The sequence below is a fragment of the Sorangium sp. So ce362 genome (genome assembly GCF_051519845.1).
Classification (GTDB): domain Bacteria; phylum Myxococcota_A; class Polyangia; order Polyangiales; family Polyangiaceae; genus Sorangium.
The window spans coordinates 5,206,648-5,232,968 of record NZ_CP150332.1 but is presented as its reverse complement, the minus strand read 5'-3'; the positions used below and the strand labels follow the sequence as shown (position 1 = coordinate 5,232,968).

At 72.0% G+C, this 26,321-nt stretch carries 18 protein-coding genes; 10 read left to right on the top strand and 8 right to left on the bottom strand.

Going from position 1 to position 26,321, the window contains the following annotated elements:
• Positions 1-110 precede the first annotated feature (110 nt).
• Complete coding sequence (locus tag WMF17_RS20330) at positions 111-3,950, top strand: FAD-dependent oxidoreductase (protein ID WP_437650797.1); 3,840 nt, start codon at positions 111-113, stop codon at positions 3,948-3,950.
• Between the two features lie 51 nt (positions 3,951-4,001).
• Here WMF17_RS20330 and yhbY read toward each other — a convergent pair whose 3' ends face one another.
• Entirely contained in the window at positions 4,002-4,304 is a 303-nt protein-coding gene (gene yhbY / locus WMF17_RS20325) for a ribosome assembly RNA-binding protein YhbY (protein WP_437603728.1), read from the bottom strand.
• Positions 4,305-4,698: 394 nt separating this feature from the next.
• On the opposite strand from yhbY, the gene WMF17_RS20320 reads away from it, so the two are divergent.
• The 3 genes from WMF17_RS20320 (at position 4,699) to meaB (ending at position 7,025) form a co-directional block, all read left to right on the top strand.
• Complete coding sequence (locus WMF17_RS20320; protein WP_437603727.1) at positions 4,699-5,484, top strand: arginyltransferase; 786 nt, start codon at positions 4,699-4,701, stop codon at positions 5,482-5,484.
• A 117-nt stretch (positions 5,485-5,601) separates the two neighbouring features.
• Positions 5,602-5,874, top strand: coding sequence for a hypothetical protein (locus WMF17_RS20315; protein WP_437603726.1), 273 nt, complete (start codon positions 5,602-5,604; stop codon positions 5,872-5,874).
• A gap of 77 nt (positions 5,875-5,951) precedes the next feature.
• Positions 5,952-7,025, top strand: a complete 1,074-nt coding sequence (gene meaB, locus WMF17_RS20310; RefSeq protein WP_437603725.1) for a methylmalonyl Co-A mutase-associated GTPase MeaB — start codon at positions 5,952-5,954, stop codon at positions 7,023-7,025.
• A 126-nt stretch (positions 7,026-7,151) separates the two neighbouring features.
• Here meaB and WMF17_RS20305 read toward each other — a convergent pair whose 3' ends face one another.
• From WMF17_RS20305 to WMF17_RS20290, 4 genes are all read right to left on the bottom strand, one after another.
• Positions 7,152-7,445 carry a hypothetical protein gene (locus WMF17_RS20305; protein WP_437650795.1) on the bottom strand — a complete coding sequence of 98 codons (294 nt, stop codon included), beginning with the start codon at positions 7,443-7,445 and terminating at the stop codon, positions 7,152-7,154.
• A 176-nt stretch (positions 7,446-7,621) separates the two neighbouring features.
• Positions 7,622-8,419, bottom strand: coding sequence for an endonuclease III (nth, locus tag WMF17_RS20300; protein ID WP_437650793.1), 798 nt, complete (start codon positions 8,417-8,419; stop codon positions 7,622-7,624).
• Positions 8,420-8,540: 121 nt separating this feature from the next.
• A complete protein-coding gene (locus tag WMF17_RS20295; RefSeq protein ID WP_437650791.1) occupies positions 8,541-10,277 on the bottom strand; it encodes a Fic family protein in 1,737 nt (578 codons plus the stop codon).
• Positions 10,278-10,767: 490 nt separating this feature from the next.
• The gene (locus WMF17_RS20290; protein WP_437650789.1) at positions 10,768-16,056 is read right to left on the bottom strand and encodes a protein kinase domain-containing protein; all 5,289 of its coding nucleotides are present in this window, start codon (positions 16,054-16,056) and stop codon (positions 10,768-10,770) included.
• Positions 16,057-16,362: 306 nt separating this feature from the next.
• Here WMF17_RS20290 and WMF17_RS20285 point away from each other — a divergent pair, with 306 nt between their 5' ends.
• From WMF17_RS20285 to WMF17_RS20275, 3 genes are all read left to right on the top strand, one after another.
• Positions 16,363-16,662 (top strand): FtsB family cell division protein, encoded by a 300-nt coding sequence (locus WMF17_RS20285; protein WP_437603720.1) that lies wholly within the window; start codon positions 16,363-16,365, stop codon positions 16,660-16,662.
• A 402-nt stretch (positions 16,663-17,064) separates the two neighbouring features.
• Positions 17,065-18,660 (top strand): hypothetical protein, encoded by a 1,596-nt coding sequence (locus tag WMF17_RS20280; protein WP_437650787.1) that lies wholly within the window; start codon positions 17,065-17,067, stop codon positions 18,658-18,660.
• Positions 18,661-19,120: 460 nt separating this feature from the next.
• Complete coding sequence (locus WMF17_RS20275; protein ID WP_437650786.1) at positions 19,121-19,390, top strand: hypothetical protein; 270 nt, start codon at positions 19,121-19,123, stop codon at positions 19,388-19,390.
• Positions 19,391-19,506: 116 nt separating this feature from the next.
• Here WMF17_RS20275 and WMF17_RS20270 read toward each other — a convergent pair whose 3' ends face one another.
• Positions 19,507-19,791, bottom strand: coding sequence for a hypothetical protein (locus WMF17_RS20270; RefSeq protein ID WP_437603717.1), 285 nt, complete (start codon positions 19,789-19,791; stop codon positions 19,507-19,509).
• A gap of 24 nt (positions 19,792-19,815) precedes the next feature.
• Between WMF17_RS20270 and WMF17_RS20265 the strand changes: the two genes are divergently transcribed.
• Both WMF17_RS20265 and WMF17_RS20260 read left to right on the top strand, forming a co-directional pair.
• The gene (locus WMF17_RS20265; protein WP_437650784.1) at positions 19,816-21,096 is read left to right on the top strand and encodes a pre-peptidase C-terminal domain-containing protein; all 1,281 of its coding nucleotides are present in this window, start codon (positions 19,816-19,818) and stop codon (positions 21,094-21,096) included.
• A gap of 294 nt (positions 21,097-21,390) precedes the next feature.
• Positions 21,391-22,530, top strand: a complete 1,140-nt coding sequence (locus WMF17_RS20260; RefSeq protein ID WP_437650783.1) for a DUF1566 domain-containing protein — start codon at positions 21,391-21,393, stop codon at positions 22,528-22,530.
• Between the two features lie 84 nt (positions 22,531-22,614).
• On the opposite strand, the gene WMF17_RS20255 is transcribed toward WMF17_RS20260, so the two are convergent.
• Together WMF17_RS20255 and WMF17_RS20250 are read right to left on the bottom strand one after the other, a co-directional pair.
• Entirely contained in the window at positions 22,615-23,496 is an 882-nt protein-coding gene (locus tag WMF17_RS20255; RefSeq protein ID WP_437603714.1) for a class I SAM-dependent methyltransferase, read from the bottom strand.
• Between the two features lie 44 nt (positions 23,497-23,540).
• Positions 23,541-25,172: a serine/threonine protein kinase gene (locus WMF17_RS20250; RefSeq protein ID WP_437650781.1), complete on the bottom strand. Its 1,632-nt coding sequence runs from the start codon at positions 25,170-25,172 to the stop codon at positions 23,541-23,543.
• Positions 25,173-25,495: 323 nt separating this feature from the next.
• Between WMF17_RS20250 and WMF17_RS20245 the strand changes: the two genes are divergently transcribed.
• A complete protein-coding gene (locus WMF17_RS20245; RefSeq protein WP_437603712.1) occupies positions 25,496-26,314 on the top strand; it encodes an SDR family NAD(P)-dependent oxidoreductase in 819 nt (272 codons plus the stop codon).
• Positions 26,315-26,321: the final 7 nt, after the last annotated feature.

Here is a 26,321-nt window from a genome sequence, read left to right as displayed (position 1 = left end):
TACAGGTCGGCGGTACCGCCCGGTGCTACTTTATGTCGCTCTCGGGATCGGGTGAACGCGCCCTCGCCGAGGGAGCAAACCCCTTGAAATAGAAAGCATTTGCCGCGGGTATGGAAGCGAACGCTGGAGTGCAGGGTGACTTCTCTGCGTGGGTGCAGGCCACCTCCGATGCTTCCGAGCTCGAGCTCGGAATCCCTGGTTTCGGTTACGCCGACCTCTTCGACCCTGCGAAGCTCGCCGAGCTGACGGAGCGCTTCGAAGAGTATTTCCATGCGTCGGACGAGGGCGCCTTCGCGCGCTTCGACGCGTACCGGGCCGCCCTGCGCGCCGAGCCGGCGGGGGCCTCCGGCGCCGCGGGGGGCGACGCGGTCCGGACCGCGCTCACCCCGGAGCAGGTCTCCGAGGCGCTGCTCGCGGCGGCGCCGTACGTCGGCCGCTTCGTGACCACGCTCTTCCGCGTCGAGCGGGAGACCCAGGCGCAGATCGACGCGACCCTCGAGCGCGGCGCGCTCTGGGACTTCAAGCGCGAGTTCTCCAAGAAGCGGCTGTTCAAGCCGAGCCCGGGGAAGGCGTGGCAGGGCACGCACGTCGAGGCGGCGCACGCGGCGCGGCGGTCGCTCGTGGCCATGGGCGCGCCGGCGAGCGCGCTCGACAGCGGCTCCGCCGCCGAGGAGCTCGCGGTCGCGCGCGCGGCGCTCGCGCTGATCGAGGTCGACGAGATCGCGCGCAAGGCCGCCAAGGCCGGCGGCGCGAAGTGGACGGACGAACTCCGCGGGCGGGCGGCGAAGGCGCGCGCGGCGCTGCGGGAGGACCCGGCGCTCGCGGAGCGCGTGGCGCAGGCGGTCTCGGTCGCGGGCGCGGAGCCGACGGAGGCCGAGGACGCGGCGGTCGTCTCGTTCGCGCTCGACGCCGTCGAGGCGTGGCTCGCGGCGCGCCGCGCGGACGAGCACGATCCGGCGCGGCGCTGGCCGACGCTCAAGGCGCCGCGCACGCTCGACTACCAGGCGCTCGTCCAGCTGCACAAGAAGGGCGCGGGCGACGGCCCGGGCTCGGCCGAGCTCCTCGTCGGGCCGGAGCACGAGCGGAGGGAGCGCGACGGCTTCGCGCTGACCGACCGGCGGGCGGGGCCCCGCGAGGTCGAGAGCCAGGTCGACTACTGCCTTCTCTGCCACGATCGCGACAAGGACTCGTGCTCGAAGGGCCTGCGCGACAACAAGACCGGCGCGATCAAGTCGAACCCGCTCGGCGTCGAGCTCCACGGCTGCCCGCTCGAAGAGAAGATCAGCGAGATGCACACGATGCGCGGGCGGGGCGAGTCGATCGCCGCGCTCGCGCTCGTCTGCATCGACAACCCGATGTGCCCCGGCACCGGGCACCGCATCTGCAACGACTGCATGAAGGCGTGCGTCTTTCAGAAGCAGGATCCGGTGGACATCCCGCAGATCGAGACCGCGGCGCTCACGGACGTGCTGTCGCTCCCGTGGGGCCTCGAGATCTACGGGCTGCTCACGCGGTGGAACCCGCTCGACGCGCTGCGGCCGCACGCGCTCCCGTACAACGGCAAGAACGTGCTCGTCGTGGGCCTCGGCCCGGCCGGCTACACCCTGTCGCACCACCTCACCCGGCAGGGCTTCGCGTGCGTGTCGATCGACGGGCTGAAGATCGAGCCGCTGCCGGTCGAGCTCACGGGCGACGAGACGCGCCCGCCGCGGCCGGTCAGGGATTTCAAGCGGCTCTACACCGAGCTCGACGAGCGCGTCCTCCTCGGCTTCGGCGGGGTGAGCGAGTACGGGATCACGGTGCGGTGGGACAAGAACTTCCTCACCGTCCTCTACGTCACGCTCGCCCGGCAGCGCCTGCTCCGGATCCACGGCGGCGTGCGGTTCGGCGGCACGATCGATCTCGACGACGCCTTCCGGCTCGGGTTCCACCACGTCGCGATCGCGGCGGGCGCGGGGCGGCCGACGATCATCCCGCTCAAGAACAACCTCGCGCGCGGCATCCGCAAGGCCTCGGACTTCCTGATGGCGCTGCAGCTGGCCGGCGCCTACAAGCGCTCGGCGCTCGCGAACCTGCAGGTGCGGCTGCCCGCGGTGGTGATCGGCGGCGGCCTCACGGCGATCGACACCGCGACCGAGCTCGCGGCCTACTACATCGTGCAGGCCGAGAAGACGGCTGACCGGCTCGACGCGCTCGTCGCGGAGCGCGGCGAGGCCTCGGTCCTCGCGATGTTCGACGAGGAGGAGCGGGATTTCCTTGTCGAGCAGCGGCGCCACGCCGAGGAGATCCGCGACGAGCGCGCCCGCGCCGCGCGCGAGGGGCGGCCGCCGCGGTTCCAGGGGCTGATCGACGCGTGGGGCGGCGTCTCGCTGGTCTACCGGAAGCGGCTCATCGACTCGCCGGCCTACCGGCTGAACCACGAGGAGGTCGCCAAGTCGCTCGAGGAGGGCATCCGTTACGTCGAGAACCTCGCCCCGATCGAGGCGGTGCTCGACGAGCGCGGGTGCGTGTCCTCGCTCGTGTTCGATCGCCAGGAGGTCGTGGACGGCAAGTGGCGGAGCGCGGGGCAGACGGTCTCGATCCCTGCCCGCACCGTGTGCGTGGCGGCCGGGACGAGCCCCAACGTGACCTACGAGAAGGAGCGCCCGGGCTCGTTCGTGTTCGACAAGTGGCGGCAGTTCTTCCAGCCGCACCGCGCGTACGTCGACGAGGGCGGCGCGCTCAAGGTCGAGCCGGCCAAGCCGAGGGAGGGCTTCTTCACGAGCTACAACGACGGCGAGCACGCGGTGAGCTTCTACGGCGACAACCACCCGCACTACGCGGGGAGCGTCGTGAAGGCGATGGCGAGCGCCAAGGACGCGTACCCGTCCGTCGTCGCGCTGTTCCGGCGCGACATCGCCCGGCTCGGCGAGGAGCCGCAGGCGGCGCGCGACGCGCGGCGGCGCGACCTGTTCGCCCGCCTCGATCACGATCTCGTCGCGGTTGTCGAGCGCGTCGAGCGGCTCACGCCGACGATCATCGAGGTGGTCGTGCGCGCGCCCGCGGCGGCGCGGAAGTTCGAGCCCGGGCAGTTCTACCGGCTGCAGAACTACGAGGTGAGCTCGCCGGTGGTCCGCGGCACGCGGCTCGCGATGGAGGGGCTCGCGCTCACGGGCGCGTGGGTCGACAAGGAGAAGGGGCTGCTCTCGCTCATCGCGCTCGAGATGGGCGCCTCGTCCCGGCTGCTCGCCGCGCTGCGCCCGGGCGAGGAGGTCGTCGTGATGGGGCCGACCGGGACGCCGACGGACCTCCCCGAGGGGGAGACGGTGCTGCTCGCCGGCGGCGGGCTCGGCAACGCCGTGCTGTTCTCGATCGCGAAGGCGCTGAAGGCGCGCGGTGACCGCGTGATCTACTTCGCCGGCTACCGGCGGGGCGAGGATCTCTTCAAGCAGGACGACATCGAGGTGGCGACCGATCAGGTCGTCTGGTGCACGGACAGCGGCGCGGAGATCGCCCCGCGGCGCGCGACGGACCGCCATTTCCGCGGCAACATCGTCCAGGCGATGCGGGCCTACGCGGAGCGCCAGCTCGGCGGCGAGCTGGCGAGCCTCTCGGAGGTCCGGCGCATCATCGCGATCGGCTCGGACAAGATGATGAACGCCGTGCGCGAGGCGCGGCACGGCGTGCTGGCGCCGCACCTGGATCCGAAGCACGTCGGCATCGCGAGCATCAACTCGCCGATGCAGTGCATGATGAAGGAGGTCTGCGCGCAGTGCCTCCAGCGCCACGTGGATCCGGAGACGGGCAAGGAGACGATGGTCTTCTCGTGCTTCAACCAGGACCAGCTCATCGACCACGTCGACTTCAAGAACCTCGCCGCGAGGCTCCGGGCCAACACGGTGCAGGAGAAGCTCTCGAACGCCTGGCTCGATCAGCTGCTGGCCGAGCGCCCCGCGCTCCGGCACGTGTGACGTGGCCCGGGCGCCCCGGCGATCCGGGGCGCCCCCTGCTGCGGCTCGCGGTCAGTCGCCTGCGGGCAGCTTGATCTTCGGCTGCTTGGGGTGGCGCCGGTAGAGCAGGATCGTCCGGCCGAGGGTCTGCGCCACCTCGGCGCGGAGCCGCTCGGAGAGGGAGCCGGCGACCTCGCCCTGATCGTCCGGGCACTCGGTGCCCAGGCGTACCTTCACGAGCTCGTGCCGCTCCAGGGCGGCGTCGACGGCCGCGACGACCCCGTCGGTCAGCCCGGCCTTGCCGAGCTGCACGATCGGGTCGAGGTGATGCGCCAGCGCCCGGAGATGGCGGCGCTGTTTTCCTGTGAGATCCAAAGCGTTCGGCCTTTCTTGAGTCGCTCGCGCGAGGCGGGCCCTTCACCGGACCGACCTCTCCTCGCGGGCGCGCGCCGGGTCATACCGGCCTCCGGGCCAAGGGAAAAGGGCGCGCCGCGCGGACTCCGCGCACAGCCTGTCCGGATCGGAGCGCAGGGCGAGAGGGACGAGGTGAGTGCACGAGCGTTATTGTATGTAAATGCATGTAAATTCATGCAAATACATGTGAATGCGCACATGTCGGTGGTGAATTCCGGCGCTGTGCAAGCGGGCGGGATCTCCAGGCGGCCCCGGGCCGCTCTGGGTTTTGCTTGACGTGACCGCACAACGGGCATCCCCTGGATGTATCGGCCGGCGTGTCGACGGGGTCTCGAGCGCTCGGATCGACAGCGATATGGGCTCATCGAGCGAGCGAGATGCGTCATCGGGGTCGGACGTCGAGCTCCCTCGGCTGGACGAGGTGGCCGGCCCGCTAGAGCTCACGGTCCACGATGAGGTGAGCCCTTGCCCGTACCTCCCCGAGGTCGAGGCGCGGATGCCGCTCCGCGTGCCCATCCGTCCGCTCACGCGCGCGGAGTTCGACCGGAGGCTGGTCGCGGGCAACCGCCGCCACGGCAAGCTGCTCTACCGCACCCAGTGCCCCTCGTGCCGCGCGTGCGAGCCGATCAGGATCGTCGTGCGCGACTTCGTCCCCGGCCGCACGCAGCGCCGGGTGCTCCGCCGTGGCGAGGAGGTTGTCGACGTCGAGATCGGCCCGCCCGTGACCACGCGGGAGAGGGTCGCGCTGTACAACCTGCACAAGCACGGCAGGGGGCTCATGCGCGACGACGTCCCGCTCGGCGCCGCGGGTTACGAGGCGTTCCTCGTGGACAGCTGCTGCGAGACGTTCGAGATGCGCTACCGCGTCGGCGGTCGCCTCGTCGGGGTCGCCATCGTCGATCGCGGGCTGGAGTCGCTGTCGGCGGTCTACTCCTTTTACGATCCCGAGCTCGAGCCGCTGAGCCCCGGTGTCTTCTCGATCCTGAAGCAGCTCGAGCTGTGCCGCACCTGGGGCCTGCGGTACCTGTACCTCGGCCTCTACGTCGAGAGGTGCTCGCAGCTTGTCTACAAGTCCCAGTACCTGCCGCACGAGCGGCTCATCGATGGCCGCTGGCGGCGCTTCGACCGGCCGGCGCCCTGACGTCCCTGACGTGAGCGCGCGGCTGGGCCGGGGGCGCATCGACCAGCTCGCGCCCACGGCGCCCTGACGTGAGCGCGCGGCTGGACTTCGAGGGCGCCCCGTTTCAAGAACGCGCCCATGTGGAATCGCGCGCTCGCGTTCGCCTCCTGCGCTGTGCTCTCCGCCCTGCTCGCCCTTGCGTGCGGCCAGACAAGGCCGATCGTCGACCGTGGCGACGCCGCGGGCGGCGCCGGGGGCGCAGGCTCGTCGACGAGCGGCGAGGGCGGGGCCGGCGGGGAGCCATCCGGTGACGGCGGTCAGGCCGGCGGCGGGGCGGGCGGCGGGGCGGGCGGCGGTGGTGACGGCGGTCAGGCCGGCGGCGGGGCGGGCGGCGGCGGCGGGGCAGCGTAGGGTGTAGGCAGAGAGGCCGGGGCCGCGCCGCCCGCGGCCCGGTTGTGTCCCCGTACCGCCGGGCCTAGACCGCTCGCGTGCATCCGATCGCAGAGAAGGTCCTCGCCCGCGACACGCGCGCGACGGCGCGGGCCTGCCGGCTCGCCGACGATCGCGCCGGCGACTATGCCGCGATCCTGAAGGATCTCTTCCCCCACACCGGCCGGGCCTGGGTCCTCGGCGTGACCGGCAACCCGGGGGCAGGGAAGAGCACGCTCACCGACCGGCTGATCAGCGTGTTCCGGAAGCAGGATCGCCGGGTCGCCGTGGTGGCGATCGATCCCACGAGCCCGTTCACCGGCGGCGCCATCCTCGGCGATCGCATCCGCATGCAGGCGCATTTCGGCGATCCCGACGTGTTCATCCGGTCGCTGGCGACGCGGGGCGCGCTCGGCGGGCTGTCGCGCTCGGCGGTGGACATCGCGCGGGTGCTCGACGCGTGGGGCGCCGACGTCGTGCTGGTCGAGACCGTCGGGGTAGGGCAGGACGAGCTCGAGATCACGCGCATGGCGCACACCACCCTGGTCGTTGTCGCGCCGGGGATGGGCGACGAGGTGCAGGCGATCAAGGCGGGCATCCTGGAGTGCGCCGACGTCTTCGCCGTGAACAAGGCCGATCGGGACGGCGCCGACGCCGCGGTGCGCGATCTGGAGCTCATGATCGCGCTCGGCGGCGAGGTGGCGAGCGCGTCGGGGCGGGCGCGCGGGCACAGCGCCGCGGCGCACCACGCCCGCGTTGTCGGGGCGGCTCCGGGCGGCTCGCCGACCGAGGGGCCGTGGGAGCCCGAGATCGCGCGGACCGTGGCCACGCGGAACGAGGGCGTGGCGGCGCTCGTGGACAGGCTGGAGGGGCACCGGGCGTGGCTGTTCGGGACCGAGGCGGGCGCCGCGCGCCGCGAAGAGCGCCTGCGTGAGGCGATGCACGTGCAGCTCCGCGACGCGCTCACCGACGCCGCGGTCGCCGTGCTCGGGCCCGCGCTCGACGCGGCGGTGCATGCCGTCGCGCGGCGCGAGGTCGACCCCTACACGGCGTCGGAGCGGCTCGTCGAGGCGTTCCGCCGCACCGGAGCTCTCACGCCCGGCGGCGCCGTTGCGGTGGGCGACGGGCCCTGAGCCGGCGGCGAGCGCACAGGGCCACCGGTGCCGGAGACGGCGCTCCTGCGGCCTCCGCAGCAGGCCGTCCGACAGCGCCTGGTTCCATGCGTCAGAGATCCCGCCAGGGGTTGCTGATGCGCGGAGCTAGTCCACGCACTTTTTCAGCGCGTCGTTCTCCTTCTTGCAGGACGTACCCCACTTATAGTCGCGGCAAATCCCGGTATGGTCCTCGCACGCGACGAGCTCGTCGTAGCGGTCGACACAGTCGTGGCGGTCTGCGTCTTCGTACCGGATATCGTAGCGATCGAGGCAATCGCCGTACTCGCGGTCGTTGCATCCCTCGCAGTCACACTTGTAGTCGCAGAGATCGCTTTCCACGCGGCCGCACGCGGTGGTGAAAAGGCAGGCTAGGGCGAGGGTCAGGTGCAAGGCCTTCATGGGCCCAGCTTACCCCGCGTCTCCAGCGTCAGGGCAATAAACAGCTGACGGTAGATGCGTTGAGCCACGATGAGCGATGAGCGATGAGCGATGAGCGGCGACCGATGACCCGCGCTGGTGCGCTCCCATCTTCCGTCTGTGCGCTCGACACCCGGCTTGCGCGGCGTGGATGGCGCTCACGCCTGCGCGCCGCCGCGGCGTGGTGAGCGCGGCGCCTTGCGCCCCACATTCTCGGCGCGGAACGCGCTCGGGCACGCGTCGTTGATCCCGCAGCCTCCACACGCCGGCTTCCTCGCGAAGCAGATCCGGCGGCCGTGGAAGATCAGTGTGTGGGACAGCATATCCCAGTCACGCTGCGGGAAGAGCGCCACGAGATCGCGCTCGATCTGCTCCGGCTTGTCGCTCTTCGTCCACCCGAGCCGCTGCGACAGGCGCTGCACGTGGGTATCGACCACGACGCCCTCCGGCGCCCCGAAGGCGACGCCGAGCACCACATTCGCGGTCTTCCGTCCGACGCCGGGCAGCTTCACGAGCTCCGCCAGCGTCCTCGGCACCTCGCCGCCGTGCCGCTCGACGAGGCCCCGTGCGAGCCCCACGACGTTCCTGGCCTTCTGGTTGAACATGCCCATCCCGAGCCGCCGGAGGAGCGCGGCCACCTCGGCGGGATCGGCGCCGGCGAGCGCGCGGGCGTCGGGATAGGCGCCGAACAGGTGGGGCGTCACCTTGTTGACCAGCACGTCGGTCGTCTGCGCGCTGAGCACCGTCGCGACGAGCAGCTCGAACGAGGAGCTGTGATCCAGCTCGCAGTGGGCGTCCGGGTGCAACGCGCGCAGCCGCGCAAACGTGGCCTGAGGCGAGGCGCCCGGCCGCGCGGGCCGATCCGCGGCGGCGACCGCGGCCGGCTTCCGGGCCTTCGGCGCGCGGATCGCCGCCGCGGGCGTGTCCCCGAGAGCGGCCTCGTTGGGCCGTTTCACGGGGGCAGCGCCGCTCTTCCCCTGATTCCGGGCTGCGGGACGGACGGCGGCGGCCCCGGGCGGGCGGCGCGCGCCCCGTCCGACCGGGGCGGGGCTCCCCCCGAGGCCGCGCTCCGCTGTCTCAGCTGACGAAGGCGCGTTTCCGCGTCTCATGCTCATCGAGGAGCTTCTCGACGCTCGCGAGCGCGTTCTCCACCGACTCCTGCACCATCTGCAGCACCGTCGTCGCCGAGCCCTTCAGCGCCTCGTAGTAGCGCTGCCGCTCGGTCGAGTGGATGATCGACGGGGGCAGACCGGTGCGGAGCAGCAGCATGTTCATGAACAGCCTCGCGACCTTGCCGCTGTCGTTCGGGAACGGATAGACCCGCAGCAGATCGTAGTGCGCGCGCGCCGCGATCCGGATCCCGTTGCGCGTCTTCCGTGTCTCAGGATCGCTCAGCCAGTCGATGATCTGCCGCACCTTGTAGGCGATCTTGTCCGGCGGAGCGTACTCGTGGAAGTAGAGCCGGTGCTGGGGGATGTCCTTGCGGTACTTCACCGTCTTGAGATCCCCCTCCTCCGGGTGGAGGATCAGGTACAGCTTCCTCACGCAGTCGAGCGTGACCGGCGCCCGCTTGTTCGCGCCCTGCTCGCGCACGTAGACGATGGCCTCCTTGTGGCGGCGGATGTCATCGTATGTCGGCTGAAGGCTCGAGTCCGTCACGAGCGGCGCCGGGCCGTTGAGGGCCGCGCGCAGCTCATCGAACGTGTAGACCACGCCCTCAAGCGCGCTGTCGTGGTAAATCCACGACATATCGAGGCTATCGATGTAGCGCCGCCGGAACTCCTCCGTTTGCGCGTTCAGCCGCTGCTCGATGATGGCGCTGCGCTCCTCGATGGTGGCTCGCCGAGGAGGGGGCAGCATCGGCAGGGGCAGCGTGACCACCCGCGGGGGCTCCCGGAGCGGGACGCGGCCCGGACGACGCTCGATCGACACCTTCCCCTTGAGCGCGCCGGGCCGCCCGCTCTTCTTTTCGGCGGCGGGCCTGTCGCTCGCGCGCTGCGGCCTGTCGCTCGCGCGCTGCGGCCTGTCGCTCGCGCGCTGCGGCCTGTCGCTCGTGCGCTGCGGCTTGTCGCTCGTCCGGCGCGGGCGCTCGGCCTCGACCGGCGCGGCCTGCTCCACGTCGGCCTTGAGCTTCAGCTTCTCCTTGAGCTTCGGCTTGTCGTCGAGCCTCAGCTTCTTGCGGAGCTTCGTCGGCTCCGCCGCCGGTGCTGCCAGCACCCGCTCGGAGCGCGCCGCGATCTTCCGCCGCGCGAGCCTCGGCTTCGTGGCCTTGACCCGCGTGAGCTTCGGCTTCTTCGTGGCCTTGACCCGCGCGAGCTTCGGCTTCTTCGCGGCCTTGACCCGCGCGAGCTTCGGCTTCGCGGCCTTCGCGCGCCGCGTCCGGCCGGCGACGGCCCTGGTCTTCGCGGTTCTGGCCTTCGCCGCCTTGGTCTTCGCCGCCCTCGGCTTCGCGACCCTGGCCCGCGTCGCCTTGGCCTTCGGAGCCTTGGCCCTCGCCGTCTTCGCCCGCGTCGCCTTGGCCTTCGTCGCCCTCGCCTTGACCTTCGTCGCCCGCGCCTTCGCCCTGGCCTTTGTGGTCCTGAGCTTGGCGGCGGCGCGCGTCGGCTTCGTGGCCTTCGTCGTCTTCTTCTTGGCGGCTGTCTTCCTCGCCTTGGACGCGCTGGCTCGCTTCGCAGCAACGCGCGTCGTTTTCTTTGCCTTCGCGGCCGCCGATTTCTTCCTGGCGCCCGTCCGGGTGGCCCGTGCCGGTGTGCGCGTTGCCTTGCGCCGCGCCGGGGCCGCCGACTTGCGGGCGGTCGCCCGTTTTGTCGTCACCTTCCGGCGCTTTGCCGCCTTCACGGCAGCGGTACGTCGCGCAGCAGGACGAGAGGACGCGGCCTTCCGCTTCGGCTTGCGCGCGGCCGAACGGGCGGCGGGCTTCGCCTTCCGCGTTCGCGCCGTCGAGGCAGCTCGCCTCGAGCTCACCGCGCTCGCCTTGGTCGCTCTCTTCCGGTCTTTTTTCGAAGTTTTTCGGGTCTTCTTTGCCGCCATGGGCGTGCTTTCACACAATCGCTCAGGCTGCCCGCTGCCACGCTGCGGCGAGCTAACATACGATCCAAAGGGCCTAATGCCGGCCCGCAGCCTAGCAATTTGGGGATTTATCCGTCAACCAGTCCGGTGCAGAAGTGGACCAGAAGCGACATCCTCGATCTGGATCATTGGCGATCCATCCCGCCCGCTCGCCTGCCGGGCAGCGCCCGCGGCGGGCGCGGGCGGCGCCGCCGCGCGACCGAGCGAGACCGCGCCACGGCCCCGCGCCCGGAGCTCAGCTGTCGACGTTGATGCCGAGCCGCTGCCGGACGGTGAAATACTCCTCGCTGACCGCGTAAAGCATGAGCTCCTTGAGTCGCTCTTTCTGGGGCACAGCGGCGCTCGCGTCATCGGCCACCTTGATCATCTCCTGCGCCAGCTCCAGGTCGTTGGCCAGGAGGAACCCGGCGCGGTCGGCCGTCAGGTCGATGCCGGACACCCAGCGCTTCAGGTCGATGGCGCCGCCCTGGAGGAGCTTGGTCACGATGCTCGCCAGCTGATCGCGCGCTGGCCCCACGATGGTGGGCTCCAGGACCGACAGGTTGTCCTTCACCGGCCCCTCGAGCTCCTTCGTGATCGGGAACGTCGGCGAGATCATCTTGATCGCCGCGAACAGCCAGGCGCGCAGGCCGGTGCCCGTCGGCACCAGGTGGCGGAGGTACATGCCCGGCCGGTAGTAGGTGAGGTGGCGGGCGGCGATGAACGAGGCGGCCTGGGTCGGCAGATCCATCTGGAGCGCCGCGGCGCCGAGCACGATCGCCGGCACGTGCGCGTGAAGGAACGAGACGCCGCCGCCGTCGTTCGGGTCCTGGAACGTGAGCGGCGGCGAAAGGCCGAGGACACCCGACGCGTAGTACAGCGTCTCCGACATCGGGTAGGGGTGGCGCGAGAGATCGATCCGGTAGGCGAGCTGGTAGCCGAGCTCCTCCAGCGGCTGCCCGTTCTTCCTCAGCACGGCCGGCTCGATGACGCCGAAGATGGCGGTCAGGAGCGGATCCGCGTCGGGGTGGACGAGCGCGGTCGCCCACGCGTGGTCGTCGAGCGGCTGCTGCGCGGCAGCGGCCGTGTCCGGGCGCAGCCGCCGGAAGAAGCGCTCCTCGTCCGGCTCGGCCGCGTTCAGGCAGCAGAGCGCCTGGCAGAGGCAGAAGGCGGCGTCGGCCCGCTTCGTCTCGGTGTACAGCTTCCGCAGCAGCCGGTACGCGTCCGGCTTGTAGGGGGTGCGCCGCAGGATCGGGAGCTGCGCGGCCACCGCCTTGTCCAGGTACTCCGCCGGGTTGCTCGCGTAGAGGTTCGCCAGGAGCTCGTTCCGCTCCTCGCTGTCCGGATCGAGCGTCTGCGCCGCCTCGTAGGCGTCGATCGCCTCGCTCATCCAGCCGAGCTTGTCCTTGTAGAGGGCGCCCAGGCGGTCGAACATCTCGAGCATCTTCGCCGTGTCGTTCTCCTCGGTGGCCAGGTCGAGCTCGACCTTGAGCAGGCGCTCCACCTCCTCGTGGTCACCCTTCTCGGCGCGGAGCTCGATCGCCTCCGCGAGCGCCCGCGTGAGGGACGGATCGAGCTCCAGCACCTCGTCGTAGAACCGGGCAGCCCGGTCGAGATCGCCGAGCTGCCGCGCGCTCACGATCGCCGCGGTGTGCAGGTACTTCGCCTTCTGTCGGCTGTCGTCGATCTTGGCGGCGAGCTTGAGGACGATGTCGATGAGCTTCGACCAGTCCTTCTCCTCGCTGTAGAGCTGCATCAGCTTGGTGAGGATCTTCCGGTCGTCCGGGCGCTCGTCGAGCGCGGCCACGTAGCTCTTCGCCGCGCGCGTCCGGTCGTGGAGGTGCGTCGCGAGCAGGTCGCCGATCTCGAGCAGGAGCGCGCTCCGCTCCTCGCCGGTCACCACGTCGAGCCGCCGGTGCCTGAGGCGCACGACCTCTTCCCAGTCCTCCTTCGCCTCGAAGACCCGGGAGAGCAGGGCGAGCGGGGCAGGGGACTCCGGGACGAGGTCGGCGGCCTCGCTCAGCGGGGCCACCGCGCCGTCCGGGTCGCCGGCGGCGAGCCTCGCTTCGCCGAGCCGGAGGAGCGCCTCGGCCCGCTCCAGCTCCGGCAGGCCGGCGCCGAAGCGCTCCATGAGGCGCTCGTAGAGCTCCACGGCCTCCTTGGCCTTGCCCGCGTCGAGGTTGACCTTCGCGGCGCGCGAGAGCGCCGCCGGGTCGTCCGGCGCGAGCGCGAGCAGCGCCTGCACCGTGCCGATCGCCTTGCCGCTCGATCCGCTCTTGCTGAGCGCGTCGACGTAGCGGAGGAGCAGCTTGAGCCCCTGCTCCCTCGGCAGGGCGTCGACCCGGCCCGAGAGGAGCTCGTAGTGCCTCCCCGCCTCGAGGAACCGGCCGGCCTCGAACGCGAGATCGCCCGAGATCATGAGCCCCATCACGCTGGTCGGATCGAGGTCGACCGCCCTCGTGGCCGCTTCGGCGGCGCGCGCGTCGTCCTTCAGGCGCTCGCGCAGCAGCAGGGCCATCTCGCCGTGGAGGCGGGCCTTGGCGAGGTTGCCCTCGGCGACCTCGGCCTCGCGCGCGATGAGCTCGACGGCGCTCGTCGCGTCGCCCCGGGCCAGGTAGGCCGCGCGCAGCGCCGATGACGCGCCCGCGTTCTGCGGCTGCGCGTCGAGGGCCATCTTGTACCGCTCGATCGCCCCGTCGCGATCGCCCTTCTCCTCGAGCATCTTCGCCGCGCGGATCCAGAGATCGCCCCGGCTCTCCGCGGTCTTGGCCGACGCCGCGAGCGACTCGATCGCGCTCAGCGCCGCCGCGGCGTCGCCTGTCGCGGCCCGCACGTGCGCCAGCGACTCGAGCGCCCCGGCGTGGTGCGGGTCGATCGCGAGCACCCGCTCGTAGGCCTTGCTGGCGCGCTCGGGCGAGCCGATCTGCTCGAGCAGCACACGCCCCATCGCGAGCAGGAGCTCCTCCCGGCGCCTGTCGTCGGGCACGATGCCGAGGTGCCGCTCGTAGAGGGCGACCACGTCCTCCCACCGCTCGAGCGCGCGGTAGTGCCGCCCGAGCGCGGCGAGCGAGCCCTCGTGCGCGCCGTCGATCCCGAGGATCGCCTCGAGGGCCTCGGCCGCCCTCGCGTGGTCGAGGAACTCCTCGTCGTGGATGCCGGCGATCCGCTCGTAGAGGTTGATCTTCTGGCGCGGCGTCGCGCTGACGTCGATCTGCCGCTCCAGGTTCCGGAGCAGCTCCTTGAAGCGCCCGGTGCGGCTGTAGATGCGATCGAGCCCGCGCAGGGCGGTCAGGCTGGTCGGATCGAGCTCGATCGCCGCCTCGTAGCGGCGCGTCGCCTCGTTCAGGTCGCCGAGCCGGTCCTCGTAGAGCTCGGCGAGCTTGCACACCGTGTCGACGCGCTCCTCGCCCCGCAGCGCCTCCGCGCGCCGCTCGAGGATCTTGGCGTAGCCGGCGTGGTCCTCGACGCGCCGGTAGATCCTGAGCAGCGCGTCGCACGCCTTCGTGTGGCCAGGGTCCTCGGTGAAGATCTGCTCGTAGAGGTCGCGCGCGCGGCCCGCGTCGCTCAGCTTCGACTCGAGGAGCTCGGCCGCCGCGGCGCGGAGATCGCGCGCCTCGCCGGGGGTCGCGGCGCGATCGGCCCGCGAGAGCAGCACCTGGACGAGCTCCTGCCACTGCTGGGCGCGGCGGTAGACCTGCGCCAGCCCCTCCAGCGCCTTCTCGTTCGCCGGGTCGAGCCCGAGCACGAACTGGAAGCACGGGATCCCGAGGTCCGCCCGCGCGAGCTTCTCCGCGTACCAGGGCCCGAGCCGGTTGAAGAGCGCGATCTTCGGCTCGGCGGCCATCGCCTCCTCGGTGCTCGCCTGGCTCAGGATCTGGAGCGCCTCGGACCAGATCTTCATGTCGTTGCCGGCCGCGCGCTCCAGGTCGACGGCGTACGCGTCCTGCTCGGGGTCCTGGACGAGCGCCTGGGCGAAGGCGAACACCCCCTGGTCCTTGTCGTCGAGCTCTCGCACGTAGAGGTGCCCGATCTCGTTCAGCGCCCTGGCGCGCTCGCCCGCGCTCTCGGCGCGCTCGCTCCGCTGGAGGAGCATCTCCACGAGCTCCTCGTGCTTGCCCAGCGCCTTGCGGAGCTCCTCGAGCGCGCTGAAGGCGATGTCGTCGCCCGGATCGAGCTCGAGGAGGCGCACGTAGACGGCCTCGGCCTTGTCGTGGAGCCTCCCCTTCTCGTAGATCCGGGCCGCCCGGCAGTGCAGGAGCCGCTTCGCCGCCGCCTGGTCGCCGCCCTCGCCCGCGCTCGCGTCGACCTGATCGGAGGCCATCACGAGCGCCTCGGCGACCCGCCCCGGGTCTGCCCCCCGAGCGACGGTCGCCTCGACGGCGAGCGCGAGGTCGGTGTCGGTCGGGCTCGCGACCAGCCGGTCGACGAGGGCGTTCAGCTGCGCGTCGTCGACCGTCGCCCCCTGCTGCTGCGGCGCGCCGAGCGACTCGAGCGCGTCGAGCGCCGCGCGCGCGCTCCGCGGCCGGGCGTCCTGCGGCTTCGCGAGCAGGCGCCCCGCGAGCTCATCGATGTCCTTGCCCACCCACCCGCGCGGCGCCACCGCGCTCGGCGCGGGCGGCGGCTCGGTGAGGTGCGCGACGGCGATGTCGACCGCGGCCGCGCCCGCGAACACGGGCTTGCCCGTGAGGAGCTCGAAGAGCAGCGCGCCGAAGGCGTAGAGGTCGCTCGCAGGGCCGACGCCCTCGCCGCGCAGCCGCTCGGGGCTGGCCGTCTTGACGAGCCCCGGGCTGGACCATCCGGCGCCGAGCCGGTCGCCGCCCACGTCGATGAGGACGGGGAGCGGTTGCCCATCGCCGCCGCGGGCGACGAGCACGTTCTCGAGCTTGAGCGCGCCGTGGACGAGGCGCTGCTCGTGGAGCGCGGCGAGCCCGCCCAGGATCCCGCGGAGCAGCGGCTTGGCCTCGTTGATGTGGAGCGGCCCCGAGCGCGCGAGGCGCGCCGAGAGCGGGAGCCCGTCGACGTGCGCGTACGCGACGAACGCCCGGTCGCCCACGAGCCCGGCGTCGACGTCGCTCGCCAGGCTCTCGTGGTGCACCCGTGCGACCAGGCGGACGTGGGTCAGGAACCGGCGCACCGCCCGGCCGTCCCGGGTCACCTCGCGCCGGAGCACCTTGAGCGTCCGCGGCTCGGTCCCCCGCGTCGCCGCGTAGACCAGCCCTCGCGGTCCCTCGCCGATTTTTCTCGTGATGATGTAGTCGCCGAACGAGTCGCCGGGCGCGATCTCCTCGGGCAGGCTGATCCCCTGGGCGCCGAGGGCGCGGACGCGCGCGTCCACCTCGGCGCGTGAGGCGATGATGGCGTCGAGCAACGCCTCGATGGCATCGACCTCGACGCAATGGTCCGTGAGCGCGCGTGCGAAGGAGGCCTTGGAGGCGTTGCCGCCGATCTCGGACGGGCTGAGGCCGAGGAGGTCGGACGACAGGGCCATCATTTCATCTAGCGAGAAGAGGCGCTCGAGCTCGCCTCGGACGATATCAATGGACATAGGTCTCCTCGGGCCGAGCCCTCGTGGCGGCATGCGCGCGCAGCGGACCTGCCGTACGGCCGGGCGTGCGTCATGCTAGCGAAGCTGGCGGCTCCACGCGACCTCCGACGATCGCCGGTCCGGGCGGCGTCCCGGCGGCGCGCGGCCATGGCGGTGCTCGATGAGGGCGCGGTCTCCGCGCCGCGCGGCCGCTCCGCGCGCGGCTGCGCTCACCCCGTTTGCCGAGCTGAAACCCGATGGAAGTCAACGCGGAGTACCAGGAACCGTGGAGGAAAGTTGACAGGAACGCGGGTGATGTGCGAGCGGATGTCTGTGCGTCGAATAACGCAGTTCCTGGAGCGGACCCTGCCCATCGCGGTGCTCATCGTCGCCGTCGTGGGCGCTCCGATCATGATCTTCTCGCCTCAGGGGCTGCCGCGCCTGCGGGAGCTCGAGAGAGAGCTCGCTGACGTCGAGGAGGAGAACGCCGCGCTCGGGCGGCAAATCGAGGCGCTCCGCGGCAAGGTGGCGCGCCTGCGCGACGACCCGACCGCCGTGGAGAGGATCGCGCGCGACAACCTGGGTCTCGTGCGGCAGAGCGAGGTGGTCTTTCAGTTCTCCCGCTGAGGACTCGGGGTCTTCTGGTTCTGTCCAGGCCAGGTGTCGTGTCGGACACCAGGGCTCCTCCGCGGGAGCGCCCGGCGTGATCGCGTGAGCTCGCCCGGCGGTCGCGCCTGCGTCGCCGGGCGCCTGCGTCGCGGACGCGCGCCCCGGCTTCCGCCCGCCGTGGCGCTCCGTGCGCGCGACGGTCTCCCGGCGTCGCGCTCCCCGCGCGGGCCGCCGCGGCGACGCACGCGCGACCGCCGGGCCTCGCTTCGCTCCCTGGCGAGGTGCGATCTGCCCGCCGGCGCCGCCCGCGTCTCCTTATAGGGAGATCCTGCGCGCCGCTCGCGCGAGGCCACGGCGTCCGTCGTGGCCGCATGCGGGGCGCTGCACGCTGGCAGCGTCCTTTCTGGTATCGTGGGGCGAGTGTCGCTAGACCTGGGCCGCCTCCTCATCTCTGCCGGCGCCGTCTCCAAGGCTGAGGTCGAAGCCGCCCTCTTCGTGGCGGTCTTGCGGGGCATCTCGTTCCCCCGCGCCCTCATCGACCGCGCCGCCATCACCGAGCACGCCCTGGAGGGGGAGCTCGAGCGCCGCGGTGGCCTCGCGCTCCGGCAGGTCGTCGGCGCCCGCGATCTCGTCGCTCGCCTGCCGCGTGCCATGTGCCGCCGCCTCGGCGCCGTCCCGATCCGCGTCGATCCCGGCGCCGGCACCGTCGACGTCGCGGCCGCCGATCCGCTCGACCGCCACATCGCCGACGAGTTCACTTTCCACCTCGGCGCGCCGGTGCGCATCTTCCGCGCGCCGATCACGGCGATCGAGGAGGCCATCCGCGCCCTGGAGCTCGACGAGCGCGAGCAGGCCCCCGTCCGCTTGCGCCGCGCGACCCCGGCGTTTCCGCACGGCGCGCCCCAGTCGACCATCCCGCCGCCGCCGTCGCACGAGGTGCCCATCCCGCTCATCCGGCGCGCCTCGGTGCCCTCGTTCGACGAGCCGCCGAGCGGCAAATCAGGTCACCGTGGTCCAGCCCACAACGGCCACGCCCGGCTCGCCGGCGCGCCTTCGCCGGAGGAGCCGATCCTGCCGCTCCGCCACGCCAAGGCAGCGGCCGACGCGCGCGGCCCTCTGGACGCCGGGCGCGGCGCGGCCCCGACCCGGCGTCGTGCCACGCTGCGTGCGCCGGCGGATGCGGAGCCGCCCGCGGTCTCGTTCCCGCCGCCTCTGCCCGTGGAGATCTCGCCTCCCTTCAAGCTGCTCGCCTCGATCCTGCCCCCGAGCTCGCCGGGGCCCGACCGCGGTCTGGACAGCGGCGGGCGGGAGCCGGCCCCCTCGACGCGGCGCCTCGGCCGGCTGCCGCTCGACGTGGCCTCCGGCCTCGCGCCGCCCTCGCGCCGGAGCGCCGCCTCCGCGCCGGTCCCGCCGTCTCGCCGCGGCGGGGGTCGTCCCGAGAGCGCCGCGGCGCCGTCGAGCAGGCGCTCCGGTCGGCTCCCGGTGCTGCCCCCCGCGCCCGAGCCGGAGCTCATCGACCCCCTCGACGACGACCCGCCGCCGCAGCCGTTCGTCGATCTGAGCGACGTCATCGACGCGCTCTACCTGGCGCGCACGCGCGACGACGTCGTCCGGCTCGCGCTGCGAGGGATGCGGCTGTTCGCGGTGCGCGTCGCGATCTTCGCCGCGCATCGCGGGATCTTCCGGGGCTTCGCCTGCAACGTGGAGTTCGGCGACCAGGAGGCGCTGCGGAAGCTCACCCTCCCGATGGATCAGCCGAGCGTCCTGGCCACGGCCGTGGCGACCCACCTCTATGTCGGGCCGATCCCCGGCACGCCCACCCACGCGCCGCTGCTCGACGTCATGGTCAACCCGAGCCTCGACGTCGCCGCGGTCGCCGTCCAGGTGGTCGGCCGGCCCGCGATGATCCTGGTCGCCGACCGGATCCTCGACGCCGCGAGCGGATCGCGCCGCATGATCGAGCTCGCGCGCGCCGTCGGCGAGGCGTTCAGCCGGATCCTGTCCGCGCGCGGGTGAGCGCCCGCCGTCGGCGCGGCGCGCGCGACCGCCGCGCTCGCGCCGGAGCCGCGCTCGATCTCGAGCCGCGCCGACGCCGGGCGCGGGGCACGCGGCGGCGCGGCGCAGGAGAGCGCGTCCATGCACGCCGACGGCATCGCGCGCGTTGACGCCGCCGCGCTCGCCCCAGGCGATGCGGCCCTCGCGCGGGTCTCGTTCCTCGTCCTGCAGCGACCCTCTCCGGCGATCGCGGCGGCACCTCCTTCAGCGAGCGCGCCGGCATCTCTCTCTCCGCGGCAGCGATCGCATCGTCGAGGAGACAGCGAAGCTCGAGCTGCGCCGCGCTGCGCGCGATCCGGGTCGAGGAGATCGCGAGGATCGCGCCGCGCTGCGCGCGATCCGGGTCGAGCATCGGGGAGCGACCTGTACATGAACGCGGGTCATCTCTGCGAGCGCCGCGCTCCGGCGTGCTGCATCGCCGTTGCAGCTGCTGCGCGATCTCGCTGATCGCGCGGCGCGCCCGCGGCTGCCGCTGCCCCTGCAGCTGCCGCCGCACGCATGCAACGCGCCGCTGCAGGCGCCGCGTTGCATGCGTGCGCGCCGCGCCTTTCATCTGCGCAACGAAAGCAGGAAAATCCCGATGCTTGTCGAGGTGCAAGTGCGCGTTGCCAGAGTTCAAGAGGTGTCATTTTCCAGTGTGTCGGTACATGACGAGCTGAGCTTGTTGCGTGTGACAGGAATTTTCTTGTGACAAGAGAACCAAATACACTCCTTTCGAAATTTTTTACAATCCGGAACCCTTTTTCTGAACGGCGGTCAGATTTGGCTATCCGACTGCGGGTCAAATCGGGTTAAGGCATTTGTGTCTCATCGAGTTCGCCTGGACAGCGTGATTCGCCTCCCCGAAAGGAGCTTCAAATGCATCCTGCAAAGCCGCACGAGAGCAATGTGGTCGCCCGTAAGCTCGCGTTGGTGATCGCTGGTTTGACCGCTGCTGCGGTCGGTTGCTCGGCCGACGTCGGCGACGGTAGCACCGAGGCAGTCGGCACCAATCAATTGGGATTTGACCACTTCGAGCGGAGCGTCTTCCGCGAGGCTGACACAGGCATCTACATTGTTAACGGGGACACGCCGGTCGTAGATATCAAGCATCTGCGCGAGTTCTGGGAGACGCATGTGCGCGATGGTGCGCTGATCGTCAACCAGTCAGGCGGCAGCGACATGGTCTGGACGACGGAGCAGCGGCGCAATCTCACCTACTGCGTGAGCACGAGATTCGGGAGCAACTACGAGCCCGTCGTGGCCGCGATGGCGGAGGCCGTCGAGGCGTGGGAGGCGGTCGCCGACGTCGACTTCATCCACGTGGAGTCTGCCGACTCGAGCTGCACGTCGAGCACCAGCAGCGTCCTGTTCGACGTGAACCCCGTGAACACGGGCGGCCAGTACCTGGCGCGCGCCTTCTTCCCCGGCCAGTCGAGGGGGTCGCGGAACGTCCTGATCGACAGGTCCGCTTACAACAGCACCCGGCCCGACCTCACGGGCATTCTCCGTCACGAGCTGGGTCACACCCTCGCCTTCCGCCACGAACACACCCGTCCTGAGGCCGGCACCTGCTTCGAGGACAACAACTGGCGCGCCCTCACCAACTACGACGGTGCGTCCGTCATGCACTATCCCCAGTGCAACGGCACCGGCGACAGGACGCTCAACCTCACGGAGAAGGACATCAACGGCGTTCAAGCGCTCTACGGCGCTCCCGGCGGCGGCGGCGGCGGCGGCGGCGGCGGTGGTGGCGGCGGCGGCGGCGGCGGCGGCGGTGGCGGCGCGCCGACCACCGAGAACTTCAGCGGCCGTGTCGCCCGCGGGGTGTTCGACGCGGTAGGGCCCGCCGAGGGGATCGAGGTGGTGCCCGGGACGACCCTCACCGTCGTCATGACCGGGACCGGAGATCCCGATCTCTTCGTGAAATTCGGCGCTGCGCCGACGGCACGATCGTTCGATTGCCGGCCGTACCTCAGCGGCGCCAACGAGACCTGCACGCTCGAGGTGCCGGCAGGCGAGACGAGGGCCTTCATCAAGGTGCACGGCTACACGGCGTCGACCTATGACATCGAGGTGCGCTACTCCGCGCCGGGGGCGCCGGAAGGCGGGGGCACCGCGACGTCCACGAGCTTCGAGGGCAGCATCGCGCGGCGCGAGACGGCATCCCACGGGCCGATCGCGGTCGTCCCGGGCACGGCGTTCCGGGCCGTGATGAGCGGCTCCGGGGATCCCGATCTCTACGTGCGGTTCGGCGAGCAGCCCACGCTGAGCGCCTATGACTGCCGTCCTTACCTCGACGGCGCGGACGAGACGTGCGAGCTGACGGTCCCGGAAGGTCAGTCGGAGGCCTTCCTGCTCGTGCAGGGATATGCGGAGAGCACGTACACGGTAGACGTCGACTACACGACCCCGTGACGTAACGGCGGAAAGGACCCGGGAGATCGAGGAAACTCATCTCCCGGAGGGACACCGAGGACAGCGAACGCCTGTCCTCGGTGTCTTCCACGATCGCGGCGCAGGGGCGCCTCCGGACCGCCCGCGCGTGGGCTCACGGAGAAGCGCGCTGGAAAAGCGCACGGGAAAAGCGCGGTGGGCGGGCCGCGATGAGAACCTGCGGCGCGCGGCGCGCCTGCGAGGAAATCGACCCCGGCGCCCCGGTGAATGGTAGGCTGCTGGCCCAGATCCTTCCACGGACGCCGCTGCTTGCCCATGCCGAACGAGACATCTCACGCACTTCGCTTCACCCGGCCGCTGGCCGCGCTGCTCGTGGAGCTCGTCGCGCTCGCCGGATGCGTTGGAGACCCCTTTCACATCGGTCACGGCTCCGGGGGAGGGATCGGCGGCGGCGGCGGGAGCGAGCCGATCGGCGGCGGTGGGAGCGAGCCGATCGGCGGCGGCGGGGGCGAGCCGATCGGCGGCGGCGGCGCCGGGGGCGGGACCGGCGGAGGGCCGCCCACCGTGCCGGTGATCTGGCCAGACTCGCCGACGAAACGCTGCTCGAACGGGACGACCGTGCTCGAGGCGTGCCCGGGACCGTCGGAGCCCTTCTTCGGACAGGACGGCAACTACGAGATCGCCGTTCCCTCCTACACAGAAGGCGACGGCACCGTGACGGACTCGGTGACCGGGCTCACGTGGGAAAAGGTGACGGAGAACGTTGTGTTCACGCGGGAGGCCGCGCTCCAGCACTGCGCCGTGCTCGACGCCGAGCGCGCCGGCGGCATCGAGAAGTGGCGCCTGCCGACGCGGCGCGAGCTCGTCTCCATCCTGGATTTCGGCCACATCACGGCGTTTCCGGACATCTTCTTCACGTTCACGGACGCCCAGGGCGGCTTCTACTGGTCCGCGACCGACGTCGACGCGGACAGCACGTTCGCGTGGGGCGTGCTCGCCAGCGATGCGTCCGTCGGGTTCTTCCAGAAGGACATGTCCGGCGCGCGAGCGCTGTGCGTCGGAGGCGAGCGCGAGACGGCGCCGCCCGATCTGTCGTTCGGTGAGGAATGGGTGCTCGATGGGCTGACGGGGCTCGTCTGGCAGCGTCAGGCCTCGTTGACCCGGTTCATCTGGAGCGGCGCGCTCGAGCACTGCGAGGAGCTCACCCTCGCCGGCAAGAGCGACTGGCGGCTGCCGAGCGCGAAGGAGCTGCTCTCGATCGTCGACGATCGGCTCTCCGGGCCGGCGATCGACCGGGAGGCCTTCCCGGGGACGCCGTCCGATGTCTTCTGGTCGTCGACGCCCGCCATCAGCAGCGCCGAGAAGGCCATCCTCGTCAACTTCACGAACGGCACATCGCAGGACCACTCGGTCCGCGCTCAGCGGCTCACGCGCTGCGTTCGCTCCGACGGGTGAGCGCCGCCCGAGCCTGGCGCATCCGATCGCGAAGACCGTCGGCGCCGACCCGCCGCGCGGGCCGAGCGCCCAGCCCGCCGCGGCTCAGCCGCCAGGCTTGACGAACTTCAGGACGAAGCGGTCGCTCGTGCCCCGCTTCTCGCCGGCCACCATGGGCGAGGCGTTCCAGTCGCGCGTGTCCGTGGGGCTCCGGAGGAAGCTCGCCTCGGCCGCGAGCCGGAAGCCGGCCCGCTCGATCTCCTCGCGCACGACCTTCTCCTCGATGCGGTGGAGCGTCTTCACTTCGGCGACGCCAGTCCCCTCGCGCCCGGCGTGATCGATGATCGCGTACACGCCGCCGGGCTTGAGCGCGCGGAAGATCGCGCGGTTCATCGCGGCCCGGTCCGTCTCCATCCACACGGTGTCGTGGTAGAAGAGGATGAAGAACACGGCGTCGAGATCCCGCGCCTCGGGCGGCAGCGGATCGTCGAGCTCGCGGTCGACCCGGACCACCGACTTCATGACGGGCTTCTTGAGCCGCTCGCTCCACGGCTTCTCGGCGAAGCGCTCGAGGACGAAGCGGTTGTTCTGCGCATAGACGGCCCCGCCCGGGCCGACCGCCCGCGCCAGGAGCTCGGCCGTGTACCCGCCCCCAGCCTCGAGCTCCGCGACCTTCATCCCCGGCTGAATGCCGAAAAATGCGAGTGTTTCCGCGGGCTTCCGGCCGACGTCGAGCGCCCGGTCGGTGTCCGCCCGGTCGGCGGCGTCGATGACGGCGCGCAGGGCGGCGGGCACCTCGACCGAGGTGGTCTGGGACGGTGCCGACGCGGTCGCGTCGCTCGGGGGCGGGGTCGCCGTGGCGGGCGCCGTGTCGGGCTGGCCCGCCGGCGTGGCGAGCGGCGCAGGAGGCGGAGCAGCGGGAGGCGCGGCGCCGCACCCGGCGAGCGCGGCGAGGGCAAGAGCAAGGAGGGCGTGAGGGCTTCGCACGCCGCGCTGTTAGCCGAGCGAGCTGAGCGACGCAAGCGGGGCGGTCAGGGCAGCGTGGCGGCGGGCGCAGCGCCCGCAGGAGAGGCCGCGGCGGGCGCTGCGTCGGCGGTGGAGGCCGCGGCGGGCGCTGCGTCGGCGGTGGAGGCCGCGGCGGGCGCTGCGTCGGCGGTGGAGGCCGCGGCGGGCGCTGCCTCCACGGTGGAGCTCGCCGGCGGCGCCGGCGTTCGCAGGGGCAGGAGCGCCGCCTGCACCGCGGGAGCGAGCCGCGGCTGCGCCACAGCGGCGGCGTGCTGCGCTGCCGCGGGGGGCGTCGCGCTCAGACGGCCCCGGCCGACGCGCACGCTCGCGGCCGCGATCCCCGCCAGCGCGGCGCAGGCGATCGCCGCCGCGAGCAGGCGCTGCCGCGTTGCCCCGGCCGCCGGGAGGGCCGCGGCCGGCACCGAGGGCGACCGGAGCTCGTCCCGCGGCCGCTGCGACGAGGAGACCGCCGCCCTCACGGACGGGGCCAGCAGCGGAGCGAGCGAGCTGTCGTCGCCGGACGCCGGCGCCACCGCGTGGAATCCGCCGCTCAGCGGCGCGCTCGACGGCTCCGGCCGCGCCGCGCCGTCCGCGTCGAGCGGCTCGTTCTCACCGCCGAGCGCCTGCGCCGCTCCGTTGAGGCGCCGCGTCACGCGCAGGGTGAAGGGGCTGTCCGCGTCGGCGCGCGCCAGCTCGCCCCCCTCGAGATCGTCGTCGCCGTCGGGGAAATCGGACGCGGGGGGGCCCGACGCGGGGGCTCCCGCCGGGCGCGACTCGGGCGGCTCCTTCAGCGCCGCGCTCACGAGCGCCGCGAGGTCCTCCGGCGCGCCGATCTCGTGGCCGGGCTCGCGGAGCGCCTCGATCGCCTCCAGCATGGCGCGCGCGTCGTGGAACCGGTCCTCCCGGCGGGGCGCGAGCGCGCGCGCGAGGAGCGCCTCGAGCGCGGGGCTCACCTCGGGACGCAGCTCGCCCGCCCGCAGCATCTGCCCTGCGCGCGCCGCGGCCATGCGCGTGGCGGCGCTGGTCCCGGAGAACGGCCGCGTGCCGGTGAGCATCTGGAAGAGGACCACCCCGAGCGCGAACAGGTCGGCGCGGGGGTCGACGCGCTCCCCGTCGAACTGCTCGGGCGGCATGTACGTCGGCTTCCCGACGAGATCGCGCCGGATCGCGTCGCCCGCTCCGCCTCGCGTGGCGATCGCCACGCCGAAATCCCCGATCTTCACCGCGCCGGCCAGCGAGATGAGCACGTTCCCAGGGCTCACGTCGCGATGCACCATCAGCCGCCCCTCCGCGGCCGAGCGCTCGTGCGCGTAACCGAGCCCCTTGAGCACCTCGGACGCAACGAAGAGCGCGACCGGCACCGGGACGGCCTCCCCCCGCGCCCAGAGCCATTTGCAGAGCCGCCCGAGATCCGTTCCGGACACGAACTCGAGCACGAGGTAGAAGTCGCCCGCCTCGTCGACGCCGAAGTCGAGCACCTCATCGATGTTGGGGTGCTTGAGGTGGGTCATCATGCCCGCCTCGGCGATGAAGAGCTGCTTGAGATCGTCGCTGCCGGCGTGCATCGGGACGATTCGCTTGATGGCGACCGGGGCCTCCTCGCCGTCCGGCCCGAGCGCGACCGCGCGGAACACCTCGCCCATCCCGCCGCGCGCCATCCGCGGTCCGACGGCGTAACGCCCCAGAACAAACCCCCTCGATGGCGCGCTCTCCACGATGCCCGACTGTAAATGGCACCGAGGGGTGGGGTAAAGGGGCGACCGCGCCCGACCGCCGGAGATGCTGCGGTCGATTGCACAAATCAACTCGTGGTGTGCCCTCCGCGCCCGAAACCCGGATGTCATGAGCGCGGGCGTAGCGGCACGCCCACGACGAATGCGCGGCCGGCCCGGCGACCCTGCACGGGGTGGGCCGACGTGTGTCGCCGGGCGCGGTGCATGTCGCTGGATCTGGGCGGGTCTGGTACAAGTCCGCTCAGGACATGATGCGCGCTGCCCCGAACGATCCGACTCCGGTTGTCTTCATCACCGGCGCTTCCGCTGGATTTGGCGCTGCGATCGCCCGTCGCTTCGCTGGCCTGGGCGCCCGCCTGATCCTGGCCGCGCGCCGTTACGAGCGCCTGGAGGCGCTCGCCGCCGAGCTCACCGGCGGCGGGGCGGGCTCGTCGCCCGGCGATGGGGGCGGGCGGGCGGCCGCGGTCCACCTCGTCCGGCTGGACGTCCGGGACCGGGGCGCGGTGGACCGGGCGATCGCGGAGCTCCCGCCGGAGATGTCCGAGGTGTCGGTGCTGGTCAACAACGCGGGCGGCGCGATCGGCCTCTCGCCGGCGCACACGGCGGACCCCGACGACTGGCAGCAGATGGTCGACACAAACATCAACGGGCTGCTCCACTGCACGCGGGCGCTCCTGCCCGGGATGGTGGCGCGCGACCGGGGGCACATCATCAACCTCGGCTCGGTGGCCGCGGAGACGCCGTATCCCGGGAGCAACGTCTACGGCGCGTGCAAGGCGTTCGTGGCGCAGTTCTCGCTGAACCTGCGCGCGGATCTCCTCGGCAGCCGGGTGCGCGTCACCGACATCGAGCCTGGCCTCGCCGAGACGGAGTTCTCGCTGGTGCGCTTCAAGGGCGACCAGGAGAGGGCCGCCGCCGTGTACCAGGGAGTGAAGCCCCTCTCGGCCGAGGACGTGGCCGAGGCCGTGATCTGGTGCGCGACGCTCCCCGAGCACGTCAATGTGAACCGGCTGGAGCTGATGCCCATCATGCAGGCGTTCGCCGGCTTCGCCGTGAAGCGGGGCTAGGTCCACG

What these genes read in the sequence shown, in the direction of transcription:
- WMF17_RS20305 (WP_437650795.1), bottom strand. Translation starts at nt 7,445, where the DNA reads ATGAAGGCCTTGCACCTGACCCTCGCCCTAGCCTGCCTTTTCACCACC.
- WMF17_RS20315 (WP_437603726.1), top strand. Translation starts at nt 5,602, where the DNA reads ATGTGGAATCGCGCGCTCGCGTTCGCCTCCTGCGCTGTGCTCTCCGCC.
- WMF17_RS20260 (WP_437650783.1), top strand. Translation starts at nt 21,391, where the DNA reads ATGCCGAACGAGACATCTCACGCACTTCGCTTCACCCGGCCGCTGGCC.
- WMF17_RS20245 (WP_437603712.1), top strand. Translation starts at nt 25,496, where the DNA reads ATGATGCGCGCTGCCCCGAACGATCCGACTCCGGTTGTCTTCATCACC.
- WMF17_RS20270 (WP_437603717.1), bottom strand. Translation starts at nt 19,791, where the DNA reads ATGCTTGATATCTACGACCGGCGTGTCCCCGTTAACAATGTAGATGCC.
- WMF17_RS20285 (WP_437603720.1), top strand. Translation starts at nt 16,363, where the DNA reads ATGTCTGTGCGTCGAATAACGCAGTTCCTGGAGCGGACCCTGCCCATC.
- WMF17_RS20320 (WP_437603727.1), top strand. Translation starts at nt 4,699, where the DNA reads ATGGGCTCATCGAGCGAGCGAGATGCGTCATCGGGGTCGGACGTCGAG.
- WMF17_RS20330 (WP_437650797.1), top strand. Translation starts at nt 111, where the DNA reads ATGGAAGCGAACGCTGGAGTGCAGGGTGACTTCTCTGCGTGGGTGCAG.
- WMF17_RS20250 (WP_437650781.1), bottom strand. Translation starts at nt 25,172, where the DNA reads ATGGCGCGCGGCGGGATGGGCGAGGTGTTCCGCGCGGTCGCGCTCGGG.
- WMF17_RS20290 (WP_437650789.1), bottom strand. Translation starts at nt 16,056, where the DNA reads ATGTCCATTGATATCGTCCGAGGCGAGCTCGAGCGCCTCTTCTCGCTA.